The sequence below is a fragment of the Enterococcus sp. AZ015 genome, from assembly GCF_050499225.1.
In the GTDB taxonomy this organism is placed as follows: domain Bacteria; phylum Bacillota; class Bacilli; order Lactobacillales; family Enterococcaceae; genus Enterococcus_D; species Enterococcus_D entomosocium.
This window is the reverse complement of the sequence record NZ_JBMHEX010000001.1, coordinates 22,118-37,128: the sequence shown is the minus strand read 5'-3', so window position 1 is coordinate 37,128 and position 15,011 is coordinate 22,118. Positions and strand designations below refer to the sequence as shown.

The following is a 15,011-nucleotide window of genomic DNA, read 5'->3' as shown; positions in this document are numbered from 1 at the left end:
TGTCAGATTTATGCCGCATCGTCTTGGTATTCAATCACGAGACGGACCGTCTTTTGTAACAATTCAAATTGCGGATCAGAAAAGTCCACTTCCTGTCCATTGGCCTTGATGGAGATATTTTGGCTTGCTCCCAGGGTCAAAGTCGCATTCGTGGCGCCTTCTGGCAGCGTCATTGATTGCGTTTCCCCTGCTTGTAGAGTGTATTGGTACACATAAGCATTGTCAACTTGTACACCGACCCAACAAGAAGCATCTAGCCCAGTAAATGCCAATTCAATAGGGTTTTCCGCATCTTTCATCGTGATCGTGATCGAGGATTGCGTGGAATCGCTAGCCGTCATCGTCATTTTCGCTTCGCTGGATTCCGTCGTACTTGAGGACTCCGTCGCTTCACTCGAAGTACTGGTTTCTTCCGTACTTGTCGTGGTGGAAGCTGTAGACGCCGAATTTTCTACCACGAGAGAAGAACTCCCTTGGATCATCGGTGTTGTATTACGGTCTTGCCAAGCCATGTAGCCCACGATACTCACGATCGTAATGGCAACCAGGCCTAATAGAATCATCGGCAAATAGCGGACGACAAATGAGCCGCTTTTTTCTTCTACGTGCTGTGCTTTTCGTGAGCCGCTGACGGTTTCAGGCTGCGGTCTTTTTGGTAAGGGGGCGTCTAACGTATCTTTGCCATCAAAAACGGCCACCAATTTGTCGCCGTCTTCTCCAACCGCTGCTGCATATTGGCGAATAAACGCGCGGACATAAAAAGTGCCTGGCAATTGATCAAAACGCTCCGCTTCAATTGCTTCTAAATAGCGTTTTTGGATCTTTGTCATTTGTTGTAATTCAATCAATGAAATGTTCTTATCTAAACGGGCTTGCCGTAATTTTGCTCCAATCGTTGTTTCGTTGGCCACTCGATCATCTACTCCAGTCTTTTATTCATCTTTAAAAAAAGCCCTAAAATCGCTTCGCTGCTTGTCGTAAGGTCAGCAAAGCTGCTCTATCATTTTAAAACAGGGGTTCCCTGTATCAGTCAATAAAAAAAACTCCGTCACGCCGATTTCCATCTGGGCGCGCCGTCTACTAAATATAACATTTTTTCCGTGATTTTTTGCAAAAAAACAAAAAAAGATTTTGCTTCAATAATTAAAGAATACCATAAAAGAAAAAGTCTGAGGATAGCCTAACCACAACTCGCAAACAAATTTTAATACTTTTCGCCAAATTGGCATCAAAATGCAAGAAAAAAACACCCTTTGACGCAAAAAGAAAACACTGAATGATCTAGGAGTTGGGCAGCCCTTGAGCTGTTGGGCCTTCCTCCTTGAATCATTCAGTGTCGCTTAAATGACAGCTATTTGACAAAACCAGCCTTCGCTTAGGCTTTTTCCGTTGGATACATGTAAAAACGGCTAAACGCTTTAGGATCGATAAAGGAACGAGCCGCTTGCTGAACATCTTCCAAAGTGATCGATTGGATCACCTCCGGTAGATCAAAGAGCGTCGTTTCACCGAATAAGCTTTGGGTAAACTGGTTTGCAATAAACTCCAATGAGTTCAGTGATTGGAAGTATTTCCCTAGCATTTTCTTCTTCAATAACGTCAAGTTTTCTTCATTAATCCCTGGGTCGTGCTGGAAATTCATTAAGATCGCTTCGATCTCTGCCAACATTTCTTTTGGCTCTTCAGAATCCCCCGAGAAATCGGCAAAGTAAAAGCCGCGATCCAAGTTCACTTCAAATCCAAACGTGTCATCGATGATGCCTTGATCATACAGACGTAAATAATTGGCGGAAGTATTGCCTAAAACCAATTGGCAGAAAAGGTTCAACGCATTTTTGAAGCATAAGAGCTCTCTTCCTGATTCCGGCAGTTTGTTCAAGTCCCCTTTGATCCCTAACACGCCTTTAGCACGTGTCACTGGCATGGTAAGGCTTGATTCTGCTTGAATATCGGCAAAGGTTTCTTCAGGAAACTGGCGAATGATCGCTTGCGTTTCTGGAAAGGTCTTGGCCGCTTGATTGGTCCGAATCCACGCCATCGTTTCTTCCGGATTGATATTGCCTACCACAAAAAGTGTCATGTTGCTTGGGTGATAGAAGGTATTGTAGCAAAGATACAAGTCTTCTGCGGTGATCTGCGCAATGCTTTCCACCGTACCAGCGATATCGATATGCAGGGGGTGCTTCGGATACAAATTTTTGATGATGCCGAAAAACTGCTGCCAGTTCGGATCGTCATCATACATTTGGATTTCTTGGCCAATGATCCCTTTTTCTTTTTCAACGGTTTCTTCTGTGAAATACGGGGCTTGAACGAAATCAATCAACGTTTCAAGGTTCAGCTTGATTTGATCGGTTGCCGAAAAAAGGTAGCTGGTTTTCGTGAAACTGGTAAAGGCATTGGCAGAAGCCCCCTGCTGACCAAAGGTTTGAAAGACATCGCCGTCTTCTTTTTCAAACAGTTTGTGCTCTAGAAAATGGGCAATGCCATCTGGAACTTGATGCAATGCTTCGGGTGAAAACCCGAAATGATTGTCGACAGAGCCATAGTTCGTACTGAAAAGTCCGTAAGTTTTATGGAAATCGGCTTTTGGCAGCAAATAAACTTTCAAGCCGTTTGGCAATACTTCTTCATAAAGGGTCTCATTGATTTGCTGATAGACTTTTTTATTCATGGGTCGTCTCCTTATCCAGGAAGAATACAGCTTGCAAGGACACGTTTTTGGCCAATGCTTGGACATCTGCTACGGTCACTTGAGCCAATTTCTGCATAAATTCATCTTCCGTCATTTTCGTATTCGGTACCCACTGATTCAGATAGGCTGTTTCGATCAGTGCTTGTGGGTTATCCAACGAAAGCAAGTACTGGTTTTTCAACATCGCTTTTGTTTGTGCCAGTTCTTCCGCTGTGACTTCGCCACGCTGCAAGCTTTGCAGCTGTTGTTCGATCAATTTGAAGACCTTGTCGCGGTTTTTGCCGTCGATTCCTGTTTGGACCGACAAGTACCCGCGAAACGTATCGATACTGCTGGAAGCATAATAAGCCAAACTTTCTTTCTCTCGGACATTCATAAACAGTTTTGAATGAGGGAATCCGCCAAACAACCCGTTGAAGACCATAAAGGCGATCCGCTCGGCTTGGTCATAATACACGCCAGTATGATAGCCTAAGTTCAATTTGGCTTGAATGATTGGTTCCCGCAAGATTTTCTCGCGAATGATATTTTCCGCCGCTTGCTGATAAAAGACCGGTATTGCTTGGTCTGGCCGATCGGTAAAGGCCATGTTCTGGAAAATCTCCGCGACTTCTGCTTCAACCACATCGCCGATCACAAAAAGATCGATTTGGTCATTGTCCATCATTGAGCGATAGGTTTGGTAAAGCTCTTTTGCGGTCACAGCTTCTAAGTCTTGGGGACGGCCAAAGCTCGGATACTTCTGATTCTGATCGTTTTCGAAATACAACTCTTGCAGCCCTAAAGAAGCCAATGCTTGCTTATCTTCTGCCACGCTGTTCATATAGGCGATCAAGTTGTGCTTTTCGATGGTAAAGTTCTTTTCCTCAAATTGCTCCTCGTGGGCATTCGGATGGAACAAAACTTCTGCTAAAAAAGCGGCTGCTTGCGGCAAGACTGCTTCATCTGACACATACTTCCCGTTGACAAAGGACATCGCTGCATTGATTTGATGCAGATTGCCCCGTTTGTTGACATTCATTCCAAAGCTGGCACCGTAAAGCTCCGCCAGTTGACTGCTAAATGCGGTCTGCGTCGGATAAGCCAAACTAGTCGTTTCTAATAAACTAGTCAATAAAGTCCGTTTGGCGGTCATTTCGGCCTGCAATGGTGCAGTGAACCGAACGAAAAAACGGATCGTTTTATACTTTTTGGTCGGCAGCACCGTTAACCGAACACCTTTTTTTAATTCAATAGACATGTGACACCCCTTCTAGAAGCAAAATTATCTCTTCAATTATAGCATAGCTGACAAACTTTCTCCTTGGCTCATTGATCAAACCTGCTGCAGCGAGCGTTTTTTTTTATAAATCTTGCATTTTTCGCTATACTGTCAGTAAGATTTAGAAGGGAGGATACAGGATGATTAAAGAATTTAAAGAATTTATTTTACGAGGAAACGTCATTGACTTGGCGATCGGGGTCGTAATCGGGAGTGCCTTCACCGCAATCGTCACTAGTTTAGTTGAAGGATTGCTGACACCATTGGTTTCATGGATCTTATCACTCTTCGGTAACGCCGATGCCTTTTCTGGCTTGGTCTTTGAACCCGCCAAAAATGTAGTCTTTGATTTTGGCCGCGTCATCACTGCCATTATTACGTTCTTGATTACCGCATTTGTCTTGTTCTTGATTGTCAAAGCAGTGAACAAATTACGCAATCTGAAACAACAACCTGAGGAAGACGAAGTACCAGAAATCACTGCAGAGGATTATTTAGAAGAGATTCGTGATCTTTTAAAAGCGCAAACGCCTACTGCCAACACCGTTGATCCACGTCCAACATCATTGGACGATACGATCAGATAAGAAACCGGCTCTTTGTCATTAAGGACAAAAGAAGCAATTCGGATTCATCCGATCCATCAATCATAGCACTAAAAGAAGCAAGCACGGCGAACCGCTCTAGAGAGTCGCTGTGCTTGCTTCTTTTTTCATCCCGACATGCAGGATCCCGTCTTCATAAAAAGGCGGTGTAATGGTTTTAAAGCCATACTGGCCGTAGAATTTTTCTAAGTGGGCTTGTGCTTCGATCTCAATAGGCAAAGCCGGATAACACTGCTCAATGCGATGCAAAACTTCTTTGATCAGACGATGGCCTTCTTTTTGCCCCCGGTATGCCGGTGCCACAATGATCCGACCAAAATGCACCGTTTGTTCCTGCTGGAAAATACGGGCGTATGAAACGACCTGCCCGTCCTCATCAAGGGCCCATAAATGTTTGGCCTGTGCATCGATCGCATCGATCTCCTGATACGCACACGCTTGTTCCACCACAAAAACTGCTGTGCGCAAACGGGCAAGTTGATAAAACTCCACCCCAGTCATTTCCCCTAACTCTTTTAGAAAAAACGCCATCCCATCACTCCTTATCTTGTTGAACCAAAAAAGAGTCAACAAAGTGTCAACTCTTCTTGTTTCAAACAGCTTCCGATAAAAATTCAATCTCAACAGTTCTAGTTAAAATATCTGAATAACTATAAGAAACCCGCTCGAATGAATTCTCGTTTGGATCCAAATCTACAACAAAAACTGAAGGATAAGTTTCTGTCAAAACGCCGCGACGTTCAGTTTGACGCTTACGTCCAGTCTGAGCAACTAGCATAATCTCACTACCGATACGGCCTTCTAAATCTTTCTTGATTGTAGCTAAAGTTGTTGGCATCGCATTCACCTCGAGCATCATTATACCACGAAATGCAGAAAATTTCAAGTTTACCATAAAATAATTCTACTTTCAATAAGATTTTTGTTAAACGTCTTTGATAAGCGCTATCAATTTTGTCCTACCGCGACTGAAAGCGCTTTTTATTTTTTCGTAAGACAGCTTTTCTTGAGCCGCAATCTGATCAAGTTCTAATCCTTTTAAATAATTCATTATAACCATTCTTTCTAAAGACGATAAACTTTTCGGATACTCTACCAACGATTCATTAACAAACAAATAGGTCTCTGCAGTTTCCGCACAGCGATTATGATCGGTCAAAAACCGATTGCCTTCCTGTGAAAGCTTTTCTTCCAGCGAGCAGGCATCGACTTGGGCTTTGCGTTTTTGGGCATGCTGCGCCCGCAACAAGCTGCAGATACGGTTTTCAAAGGATCGCTTAAACAAGATACCCAGCGTCGTTCCTTTGTCCTGATCGTAAGTCTTTAGACACTTATTAAAAACGATCCGGCCTTCTTGCAGCCAATCATCTAAGTCATAATCCCGCAGATAATATTTTTTATGCAAAATCTCAACGATCGGTCGATATTTTCTGAACAACTCTTCAAATCTATCAGAAGGGTGTGATACTTGTCCTTCTTCCCTGCGCATCGATATCACTCCTTTTGTTTTTGCTTCATTTGCTACAAAAGGAGCGTATCATAAATGGCTGGGACATCTTCTAATTTACCAGACCAACTTTGTCCCTAACTAAGGTCGCGCAATTTCTTTTCAAGTTCAGCTAATTGTTCCGGTGACCAAGGGGAATTGCGCCGGAAATTTTCAAACCGCAAATCGGTTTGATGCTCGTGGATGTCTTTTTCTGTTTTTTCCACGCTTTTGTACAATTCCCGTGCCGAAGTTCGCAAAGCACCTTGAGAGAAGATCACCCACTGTTCGGCTAAATCGCTGGTAGCGACGGTGACTTGCGTCAATCGATTGTTTAACTCACCAGCGATTCGTTCAATGTAGCTGTCGGCGGTCTCTCCTTCTTCGGTAAAAATAACTTCCAGCTGATATTTGGTGTAACTTTGTGTCACACCAGGCACCAGTTGGGCATCAAAAACAACGATGATTCTCAAGCCTTCATATTTTGCATAATTCGATAGCCGGTTCAGCAAAGCTTCTCTCGCATCTTCTAAACGGTCCTGATTTTTCAAAAGAACCAGCTCCGGCCAAGCGCCAATCATATTGTAGCCATCCACGATCAGCAAAGGGGTTTTCATTGGGATGCCCCATTTCGGCTAGTAAAGGCCTGATACATCAACAAGCCTGCCGCCACACTGGCGTTCAAGCTCTGCACGTGCCCGGTCATTGGGATCGTCAGCATTTGATCCACTTCTTTTTTCAAACCTTCCCCCATGCCGCGACCTTCGTTACCGATGATCAAACCGACCGCCCCTTGGGCATTCCATGTGCGGTAATCACTGCCACTCATATCAGTACCGAAGATCCAAAAACCAGCTTTTTTCAGCTGCTGGACTGCTTGGGTCAAGTTGGTCACTCGAGCCACAGGGATATGTTCCACTGCGCCGGTCGATGTTTTCACCACGATCGGCGTGATCCCCACCGCACGGTGTTTCGGAATGATGATCCCGTCTACGCCGCTGGCATCAGCGGTTCGCATGATGGAGCCGAAATTATGGGGATCTTCTAGATTATCTAAAATCAGATACAGCGGCTGTTCTTTCGTTTGGGCCAACAATTCATCCAAGGTCAAATACTGGTAAGGGGTGATCGCCAAGATCATGCCTTGATGGACCCCTTGGTCACTCATCGTATCCAGCTTTTGTTTTGGCACCCATTTGACAGGAACTGCCTGTTCCCGTGCCATTTCTTTCAGACGATCGATCTTTTCTCCCCTTGCCTCTTCAGAAAGAAACAGCTTGTTGCCTCGCCCTTCTTTCAAGGCTTCAGCAACCGCATGATAGCCAAAGACAAAATTATCTTCGATGGCTTCTCCCTCGGCTTCTTTGCGGCGATCCGGTCTATTTTCTTTTCTGGCTTCTGATTGGCCAGCTGTTTTTTTATTTGGACGCTTTCTTTGCGGTTTTTCTCGCATCTTCTTCTCCTACTTTCTTTATACACCAGTCTACCAGCTCGTCTAAGCGTTCTTTTTGCTGCGTGAGGTGCAAATACCCGATCAGCGATTCAAAGCCAGTAGCGATGCGATACGTCGTGACATCGGCATTTTTGGCACCCGTATGACTTTTACTATTACGGCCGCGGCGATAAAAATCATGTTCTTCTTCGGTCAAGATCTCTTCATCCAACATCTTTTGGATCAACACTGCTTGGGCCTTGGCAGATACATAGTGGGTCGCCATATGGTGCAGTTGGTTTGGTCGGGTTTGGCCTTGGGCGACTAAATAATCGCGAATATAGACTTCATAGACCGCATCCCCCACATAGGCCAATGCCAAACCATTCAATTGTTTATAATCTCTCATATTTCTCGTCTCCATCGGGTTCCTTGCGGGGTATCTTCTAAGATGATCCCTTGTTCTTTCAACTCATCACGGATTTGGTCGCTGCGGGCAAAATCTTTGGCTTTGCGGGCGGCGATTCGTTCATTGATCAGCTGTTCGATTTCTTCATCTAGCAATTCTTCTGATACAAAATAAATCCCGAAAATCGTCAGCCATTCGCTGAACTTGGCTAATCCAGCGGTTAATAAAGCCAAGTCTGTTTCTGGGTCTTCGCTAGCTAAGTTCAGCCACTTCGCCAATTCATAGACCACTGTGATCCCATTAGCCGCGTTGAAATCATCGTCCATTTCTTTGATGAAACGTTCTTCAAATTCTTCCAGAACCGGTGCATTGACTTCCTCATCGCTGGCTTGATAGTGACTGCTATTCAAGCGGAATTTGGCATTTTCATAGGTCGTACGCAATTTTTGCAGATTGGTTTGTGCTTCATGCAAGGTAGTTTCGCTGTATTTGATTGGTCGGCGGTACTGAGTCGTTGCCAAAAAGAAACGCAGCACCTGTGGATCAACTTTTTTGACCATCTCATGCACCGTGACGAAGTTGCCCAGCGACTTACTCATTTTTTCTTCGTCTTCACCGATCGTCACATAGCCATTATGCATCCAATAGTTGGCAAAGGTCTTGCCGGTTTTTGCCTCGCTTTGGGCGATCTCATTTTCATGATGAGGGAAGGTCAAGTCTTGTCCGCCTCCATGAATATCGATGGTCTCGCCTAGGTGTTTGGTCGCCATCACCGAGCATTCGATATGCCAGCCGGGACGGCCGGCTCCCCAAGGAGATTCCCAAGCGATCTCATCGCCTTTTGCCGCTTTCCACAAAGCAAAATCCAACGGATCTTCCTTGATTTTTTGTTCTTCACCGGTTCGCTGGCTTGCGCCGACTTCCAGCTCGTCGATGGATTGGTCGCTTAATTGCCCATAGTGAGCAAATTTACGGGTACGGTAATAAACATCGCCATTGACTGGATAGGCATAGCCTTTTTCTACAAGAGCAGCAATAAAGGCAATGATGTCTTCAATATGATCCATCACACGAGGATTCATCGTAGCAGGTTTGACATTCAGCGCTGAAGTATCTTCATTGAAGGCGTTGATAAAACGCTCTGCCACTTCTGGGGCCGTCGTACCTAATTCTTTTGCTGCACGAATGATTTTATCATCGACATCAGTAAAATTCATCAAATAGTCCACTGTATAGCCGCGGTATTCGAAATAACGACGTACGGTATCAAATGAAACAGTACTGCGGCCATTCCCGATATGGATATAGTTATAGACGGTGGGTCCGCAAACATACATTTTTACTTTCTTTTCTTCCAATGGCTGAAACACTTCTTTTTCTCGTGTCAGCGTATTATAGATTTTAATCATCGTGGGTAACCTTCTTTCCTTTGATTCGAACGATCTTTGCCGGGATGCCGACAGCAGTTGCTTCTGCGGGGATATCCTTCAAAACCACTGCATTGGCGCCGATCTTTGCATATTCACCGATCGTGACAGGACCTAAGATCTGCGCATGGGCTGAGAGAAACGCACCGGTTTTAACCGTGGGATGACGCTTGCCCCGCTCTTTGCCGGTTCCCCCCAGGGTGACTCCGTGAAACAAGACGACATCATCTTCAATGATCGCCGTTTCCCCAATCACGACCCCCATCCCATGATCGATAAAGACCCCTTGGCCGATCTGGGCACCAGGATGAATCTCGATCCCGGTCAAGAAACGCCAAAACTGGGCCGTCAGTTTTGCCAAAAAATACCAGCGATGCTGAAACAAAAAGTGCGCCCAACGATGCCAAAATAAGGCATGGAATCCCGGATACGTGATGATGATCTCCAACGTTGATCGCACCGACGGATCGTGTTTTTTTGTTGCCGCAATTGCTTTTTTGAACCAAGTCATCTTCTCACCTGCTTTATCCAAACTTCTTGATACGAAAAAAGCGTCTTTCAAATAAGTTTCCTTATTCAAAAGACGCTTTTTTGCGTGGTCCCACTTTTGTTCGCAGTTCGGCACTGCCTTCAAGCGGGTAACGTCCGCTGCTTCGTCTTTGACTTGCGCCAAAGCCACTCCTAGGTGCATTTCCTAGCCTTTTTTGACCACTCTCACCTTCCGTGGCCTCTCTGAAAAAAATCGGCTAGTACTTCGTCTATTCGCTGTGTTTATAACACGTTATTCAAATGATCAAGGGCTTTTTCTTTCCCTAATAATTCAACGGTATCCGGTAGTTCTGGTCCATGGGTTTGGCCTGAGACTGCCACTCGGATCGGCATGAATAAATTCTTGCCTTTGATGCCTGTTTCTTTTTGGATCTCCTTGATAGCTGCTTTGACTGCTGCAGCTTCAACAACTGGCATCGCCAGCAATTTTTCTTTAAAGGCTGTTAAAACCGTCGGTACGGTTTCCCCTGCCAAGACTTCTTTGGCTGCATCATCTAATTCAGGATGTTCTTCGAAGAACAATTCCGAAAGATCGACGATTTGAGCCGCAAAACTCATTTGTGGTTGATACAAGGAAACGATTTTTTTCAACCAAGCAGCTTTTTCTTCGGTCAATGTTTCTTCGATGCGGCCAGCTTTTACCAAGTAAGGAACGCACATTGCCGTCAATTCATCCAAATCCATTTGTTTCATGTATTGGTTATTGACCCATTCCAATTTCTTGGCATCGAAAGCAGCTGGTGATTTGCTCAACCGTTCAGGATCAAAGATTTTGATCAATTCTTCTTGAGAGAAAATTTCTTCCTCCCCAACTGGTGACCAGCCTAAAAGTGCAATAAAGTTGAACATAGCATCTGGCAAATAACCCAATTCACGGTATTGCTCGATGAATTGCAGAATCGATTCGTCCCGTTTGCTTAATTTTTTCCCAGTTTCGCTATTGATGATCAACGTCATATGCCCGAATTCCGGTGCTTGCCAGCCAAATGCTTCATAGATCATCAACTGTTTTGGTGTGTTGGCGATGTGGTCATCTCCACGCAACACATGGGTGATTTTCATATGATGGTCATCCACTGCTACTGCAAAGTTGTAGGTCGGCATGCCATCACGTTTTTGGATGACAAAATCGCCACCGACATTATCTGATTCAAAAACGATCTCGCCTTTGACCATGTCATGGAATTTGTATTCAGTATTGCGAGAGACACGGAAACGAATCACTGGTTTCAAGCCTTGTGCTTCTTTTTCGGCTTGCTCTTCCGGTGTTAAGTTGGCACATTTCCCTGCATAATGAGGCATTTCGCCACGCGTTCTTTGGCCTTCGCGTTCGGCTTCCAACTCTTCTTCCGTACAATAACACTTATACGCACGATTGCTTGCGAGCAATTGATCGATCAGTGGTTGGTAGATATCGCCGCGTTCTGATTGACGATACGGCCCATATTCCCCTGGATTTTCAGGTGATTCGTCCCAATCCATCCCTAACCATTGCAAGTTTTCAAGCTGGCTTTTTTCACCATCTTCAATGTTTCTTTTTTGATCGGTGTCTTCGATTCGGATAATAAATTCACCGTCATTGTGACGAGCAAACAAATAATTGAATAAAGCCGTCCGAGCATTCCCGATGTGTAAATGTCCTGTTGGACTTGGCGCGTAACGTACACGTACTTTTGTCATTGTTTTCCTCTTCCTTCATCTGATTTCCAAGCCAGCCAAGCTGCTTGGGGCTTATTGTTCAGTTTAGTGGGAAAGACCCGCGTAAAAAACAGAACCCTCAAGTTGAATTGTACAATCAATAACCCAATTAGTAAAGGCAGCTGGCATATTTTACGCCAGCTGCCGAGGATTATTTCTCTGATTTTGATCCTTCTTTGTTGTCGATGCCGCGACCAGAATGGGCTGGTTTGGCAAAAATCATCCGCCCAGCTGCCGTTTGCAAGGCGCTGGTGACGATCACTTCGATGTGTTCGTTCATGTAATGCTGGCCATCTTCCACCACGACCATCGTCCCGTCATCTAGATAAGCGACCCCTTGCTGCCGCTCCGTGCCAGCTTTCACTACTAAGACGTGCATGCTTTCTCCTGGAATCACCACTGGTTTGACCGCATTGGCCAACGCATTGATATTCAAGACCGGCACATTTTGAAATTCAGAAACTTTGTTTAAGTTGTAGTCATTAGTCACAACGACACCATCCAGCAATTTCGCTAACTTGATCAGCTTGCTGTCGACTTCGGAAATGTCTTCAAAATCGCCTTCGTACATCTCAACTGCGATGCCTTCTTCTTTTTGCAAAGCATTCAAAATATCCAAGCCGCGACGGCCCCGGACCCGTTTCAAACTATCGCCAGAATCTGCGATGTATTGCAATTCATACAAAACGAAATTCGGGATCAGCAGGACGCCTTCCAAAAAGCCGGTTTTGGCAATATCATAGATCCGGCCATCAATGATCACGCTGGTATCCAAAATTTTGTATTTGTGGAAATGGTCCGCGATTTTTCTTTCTAGCATCTGCTGTTCATCTTGCTCTTGAGGCTCTGCCTTTTTGTTTTTCGGGGCAAAGACTTTTTTCCATTCATCGATCCGTGTCGTCCCGATCTGAAAACCGAGATACCCTAACAGGACCATCACTAAGATTGGGGCGATCCCGTTGATAAAAGGAATATCCCAATTGTAAAAAGGAATCGACACGATCACACCGATCATCAGACCGATGATCGAACCAATTGCGCCAAACAAGAGATAGGTTAAGCTCAATTCACTTAGTTTTTCTTCAATTTTGCGAATACCGGCTGCAATATATTTCGCTAATAGTAAAGATAATAAAAAGAAAATAAGGGCTCCAAGCAAACTATTAGTGATGTTATTATTCAGCCATTCATTTTGGGTTTGCCCAATGGCTTGCCATGCGATGGGCATCAGTGAGATCCCTAGACTTGCTCCGGCAAGTACCATTAGTGCGGTAATGACTCGTTTCTGCATACATGTTCCTCCATACTCCAGTAGGTTTCTTTTGTTCAAAAATCCGTGCTGCCAAACTGACTCCTTCCACCAGTCAGCGGCTGTCGGTTGGTTCAATGAATGAACCAGCAGCGTCAGGGCAAGAGGAAGGGAGATTGCCCCTTGCTCTTGCAGTGACTCCACTTTAACGGAAGACTTTCCGTAAGGTTTCGGCTAAGGTAGACACGCCTTCGACTTCGATGCCTTTTGGCGGCTGCCAACCAGTCAGATTGTTTTTAGGCAAATAAACTTTTGTAAAGCCCAGTTTCTGCACCTCTTTGACCCGTTGTTCGATCGCATTGACTCGGCGAATCTCACCCGTCAAGCCAATTTCACCGATAAAACACTCCGTCGGGCTGGTGCCTTTTTCTTTATAGCTGGAGGCGATACTAACAGCGATCGCTAGATCGATCGCGGGTTCATTTAATTTGACCCCGCCGGCTGCTTTTAAGTAGGCATCTTGATTTTGCAGCAGCAAACCTGCCCGTTTTTCTAAAACCGCCATGATCAGCGAGACCCGGTTGAAGTCTAGCCCCGTCGTCGTGCGTTTGGCATTGCCGAACATCGTTGGCGTGACCAGTGCTTGGATCTCCACCAAGATTGGCCGACTGCCTTCCATTGCCACTACGATCGCCGATCCGGTTGCGCCTTCTAAGCGTTCTTCCAAAAAGACTTGTGACGGATTAGCGACTTCTTTCAACCCGCCTTCTTCCATTTCAAAAATCCCGATCTCATTAGTGGACCCAAAGCGGTTTTTGACGGCCCGCAAAATCCGAAAGCTGTGGTGCTTTTCGCCTTCGAAATACAAGACGGTATCCACCATGTGCTCCAGCATCCGCGGTCCTGCGATCGAGCCTTCCTTCGTCACGTGGCCAACGATAAAGATGGCGATGCCATTGGTTTTAGCGATTTTCAGCAATTCTGCGGTCGTTTCTCGCACTTGGCTGACACTGCCTGCCACACTGGTGATATCCGGTTGGGTCATGGTTTGGATCGAATCGATGATCACATAATCTGGGCGGATGTTTTCGATCGCCTTACTGATCTCTGACATGTCCGTTTCCCCATAGAGATAAAATTCCGTGTCGATGGCGCCTAAGCGCTGCGCCCGCATTTTGATCTGCTCGGCACTTTCTTCTCCTGACACATACAAGACCGTTCCGCCGATCGCTGCTAATTGCTGGGAAACTTGCAAGAGCAGCGTCGATTTTCCGATCCCGGGATCCCCACCGATCAAAATTAAGGAACCTGGGACCACGCCGCCGCCTAAGACGCGATTCAACTCAGCGAGTTTCGTTTGGACCCGCGGTTCTTTTTTCGGTACGACATCGGCAATTTTCGTCGGCTGCATCTTTTGCCCCGTCAATGTCGTACGTACACGACGATCAGCGGTTTCTTGGATCACTTCTTCTACCATTGAATTCCAGCTGCCGCAATTGGGGCATTTTCCTAAATATTTAGGGGAACTATACCCGCAATTTTGACAGACAAATTGACTTTTTGCTTTTTTTGCCATTGATCTCCTCCACTACTTCTATCAAACAGACCCCCAGGCAGGATTTACTGATTCGAGGAGCCAAAGCCGCCGGTTCGGCTGGCAGTGGTTGTATCTTGATCAGCTTTTAAGAACGGCAAGAAAATTCCTTGGCCGATCCGCTCGCCTTTTTTAATGACGACATCTGTGGGGCCGAAATTAGTAAACTGGAACATAATATGCCCTTCATTATCTGGATTGTCATAGTAATCGCTGTCGATGACGCCGACACCATTCGTCAAGACTAAGAAACGTTTCAAAGGATTGCTGGAACGATTTGTCAGCTGCAAATACTCGTCTTCCCCCATATAGGCTTTGATCCCAGTGGGAATCAAGGTTGGCTTCAACTGTTTTGCGGTCTCTTTCGCAAAAAGCGCTTTGACCCCATCGATCACGCCCGCTTTCCAAATGCTTGGCACCACGATTTCTTCCGCGGCTTCAAAGTCATAACCAGCCGCATGATGGGTGGCACGTTGAGGCAAGGTGATGCTTTTTTCTTTATATGATGTAATAATTTCAAATCCTCGTAATTTCATGGGTTCCTCCAATAATAAAACATATAGCTATTTTAGCATAGGAAGAACTATTTTCTTCATGGAAAACACA

At 45.3% G+C, this 15,011-nt stretch carries 16 protein-coding genes and 1 other annotated feature; of the genes, 1 reads left to right on the top strand and 15 read right to left on the bottom strand.

The window, feature by feature from the left end; genetic code table 11:
• Positions 1 to 8: 8 nt before the first annotated feature.
• From IGK85_RS00180 to yfmF, 3 genes are all read right to left on the bottom strand, one after another.
• Positions 9 to 911, bottom strand: coding sequence for a helix-turn-helix domain-containing protein (locus IGK85_RS00180; RefSeq protein ID WP_005232895.1), 903 nt, complete (start codon positions 909 to 911; stop codon positions 9 to 11).
• Positions 912 to 1,375: 464 nt separating this feature from the next.
• On the bottom strand, positions 1,376 to 2,674 hold the full coding sequence (yfmH, locus tag IGK85_RS00175; protein ID WP_008376744.1) for an EF-P 5-aminopentanol modification-associated protein YfmH: 1,299 nt from the start codon (positions 2,672 to 2,674) through the stop codon (positions 1,376 to 1,378).
• A complete protein-coding gene (yfmF, locus tag IGK85_RS00170; RefSeq protein WP_005232897.1) occupies positions 2,667 to 3,935 on the bottom strand; it encodes an EF-P 5-aminopentanol modification-associated protein YfmF in 1,269 nt (422 codons plus the stop codon). The genes yfmH and yfmF overlap by 8 nt, the downstream gene beginning before the upstream one ends.
• Before the next feature lie 161 nt (positions 3,936 to 4,096).
• Here yfmF and mscL point away from each other — a divergent pair, with 161 nt between their 5' ends.
• A complete protein-coding gene (mscL, locus tag IGK85_RS00165) occupies positions 4,097 to 4,543 on the top strand; it encodes a large conductance mechanosensitive channel protein MscL (protein WP_005232898.1) in 447 nt (148 codons plus the stop codon).
• 96 nt (positions 4,544 to 4,639) lie between these two features.
• Here mscL and IGK85_RS00160 read toward each other — a convergent pair whose 3' ends face one another.
• From IGK85_RS00160 to IGK85_RS00105, 12 genes are all read right to left on the bottom strand, one after another.
• Positions 4,640 to 5,092, bottom strand: coding sequence for a GNAT family N-acetyltransferase (locus tag IGK85_RS00160; protein ID WP_005232899.1), 453 nt, complete (start codon positions 5,090 to 5,092; stop codon positions 4,640 to 4,642).
• 61 nt (positions 5,093 to 5,153) lie between these two features.
• Positions 5,154 to 5,399, bottom strand: coding sequence for a Veg family protein (locus IGK85_RS00155; protein ID WP_005226417.1), 246 nt, complete (start codon positions 5,397 to 5,399; stop codon positions 5,154 to 5,156).
• A gap of 87 nt (positions 5,400 to 5,486) precedes the next feature.
• Positions 5,487 to 6,050, bottom strand: coding sequence for a sigma-70 family RNA polymerase sigma factor (locus IGK85_RS00150; RefSeq protein WP_005232901.1), 564 nt, complete (start codon positions 6,048 to 6,050; stop codon positions 5,487 to 5,489).
• A gap of 95 nt (positions 6,051 to 6,145) precedes the next feature.
• Positions 6,146 to 6,664 (bottom strand): NYN domain-containing protein, encoded by a 519-nt coding sequence (locus IGK85_RS00145; RefSeq protein WP_005232902.1) that lies wholly within the window; start codon positions 6,662 to 6,664, stop codon positions 6,146 to 6,148.
• Positions 6,661 to 7,500, bottom strand: coding sequence for a 23S rRNA (guanosine(2251)-2'-O)-methyltransferase RlmB (rlmB, locus tag IGK85_RS00140; protein ID WP_005232903.1), 840 nt, complete (start codon positions 7,498 to 7,500; stop codon positions 6,661 to 6,663). Before rlmB ends, IGK85_RS00145 begins: the two co-directional genes overlap by 4 nt.
• Positions 7,466 to 7,888, bottom strand: coding sequence for a Mini-ribonuclease 3 (locus tag IGK85_RS00135; protein ID WP_008376753.1), 423 nt, complete (start codon positions 7,886 to 7,888; stop codon positions 7,466 to 7,468). Before IGK85_RS00135 ends, rlmB begins: the two co-directional genes overlap by 35 nt.
• Entirely contained in the window at positions 7,885 to 9,297 is a 1,413-nt protein-coding gene (gene cysS, locus IGK85_RS00130; protein WP_008376755.1) for a cysteine--tRNA ligase, read from the bottom strand. The genes IGK85_RS00135 and cysS overlap by 4 nt, the downstream gene beginning before the upstream one ends.
• Positions 9,290 to 9,826: a serine O-acetyltransferase EpsC gene (gene epsC / locus IGK85_RS00125; RefSeq protein ID WP_034872105.1), complete on the bottom strand. Its 537-nt coding sequence runs from the start codon at positions 9,824 to 9,826 to the stop codon at positions 9,290 to 9,292. Before epsC ends, cysS begins: the two co-directional genes overlap by 8 nt.
• Before the next feature lie 65 nt (positions 9,827 to 9,891).
• Positions 9,892 to 10,090: a binding site (T-box leader), on the bottom strand.
• Complete coding sequence (gene gltX, locus IGK85_RS00120) at positions 10,087 to 11,544, bottom strand: glutamate--tRNA ligase (RefSeq protein ID WP_005232907.1); 1,458 nt, start codon at positions 11,542 to 11,544, stop codon at positions 10,087 to 10,089. It overlaps the preceding feature by 4 nt.
• A gap of 169 nt (positions 11,545 to 11,713) precedes the next feature.
• Positions 11,714 to 12,853, bottom strand: coding sequence for a PIN/TRAM domain-containing protein (locus IGK85_RS00115; RefSeq protein WP_005232908.1), 1,140 nt, complete (start codon positions 12,851 to 12,853; stop codon positions 11,714 to 11,716).
• Between the two features lie 163 nt (positions 12,854 to 13,016).
• Positions 13,017 to 14,387, bottom strand: a complete 1,371-nt coding sequence (radA, locus tag IGK85_RS00110; protein WP_005226394.1) for a DNA repair protein RadA — start codon at positions 14,385 to 14,387, stop codon at positions 13,017 to 13,019.
• Positions 14,388 to 14,431: 44 nt separating this feature from the next.
• Complete coding sequence (locus IGK85_RS00105; protein ID WP_005232909.1) at positions 14,432 to 14,941, bottom strand: dUTP diphosphatase; 510 nt, start codon at positions 14,939 to 14,941, stop codon at positions 14,432 to 14,434.
• Between the last annotated feature and the right edge of the window lie 70 nt (positions 14,942 to 15,011).

Coding starts and splice junctions, on each gene's coding strand:
- yfmH (WP_008376744.1), bottom strand. CDS start 2,674: ATGAATAAAAAAGTCTATCAGCAAATCAATGAGACCCTTTATGAAGAA.
- yfmF (WP_005232897.1), bottom strand. CDS start 3,935: ATGTCTATTGAATTAAAAAAAGGTGTTCGGTTAACGGTGCTGCCGACC.
- mscL (WP_005232898.1), top strand. CDS start 4,097: ATGATTAAAGAATTTAAAGAATTTATTTTACGAGGAAACGTCATTGAC.
- IGK85_RS00160 (WP_005232899.1), bottom strand. CDS start 5,092: ATGGCGTTTTTTCTAAAAGAGTTAGGGGAAATGACTGGGGTGGAGTTT.
- IGK85_RS00155 (WP_005226417.1), bottom strand. CDS start 5,399: ATGCCAACAACTTTAGCTACAATCAAGAAAGATTTAGAAGGCCGTATC.
- IGK85_RS00150 (WP_005232901.1), bottom strand. CDS start 6,050: ATGCGCAGGGAAGAAGGACAAGTATCACACCCTTCTGATAGATTTGAA.
- IGK85_RS00145 (WP_005232902.1), bottom strand. CDS start 6,664: ATGAAAACCCCTTTGCTGATCGTGGATGGCTACAATATGATTGGCGCT.
- rlmB (WP_005232903.1), bottom strand. CDS start 7,500: ATGCGAGAAAAACCGCAAAGAAAGCGTCCAAATAAAAAAACAGCTGGC.
- IGK85_RS00135 (WP_008376753.1), bottom strand. CDS start 7,888: ATGAGAGATTATAAACAATTGAATGGTTTGGCATTGGCCTATGTGGGG.
- cysS (WP_008376755.1), bottom strand. CDS start 9,297: ATGATTAAAATCTATAATACGCTGACACGAGAAAAAGAAGTGTTTCAG.
- epsC (WP_034872105.1), bottom strand. CDS start 9,826: ATGACTTGGTTCAAAAAAGCAATTGCGGCAACAAAAAAACACGATCCG.
- gltX (WP_005232907.1), bottom strand. CDS start 11,544: ATGACAAAAGTACGTGTACGTTACGCGCCAAGTCCAACAGGACATTTA.
- IGK85_RS00115 (WP_005232908.1), bottom strand. CDS start 12,853: ATGCAGAAACGAGTCATTACCGCACTAATGGTACTTGCCGGAGCAAGT.
- radA (WP_005226394.1), bottom strand. CDS start 14,387: ATGGCAAAAAAAGCAAAAAGTCAATTTGTCTGTCAAAATTGCGGGTAT.
- IGK85_RS00105 (WP_005232909.1), bottom strand. CDS start 14,941: ATGAAATTACGAGGATTTGAAATTATTACATCATATAAAGAAAAAAGC.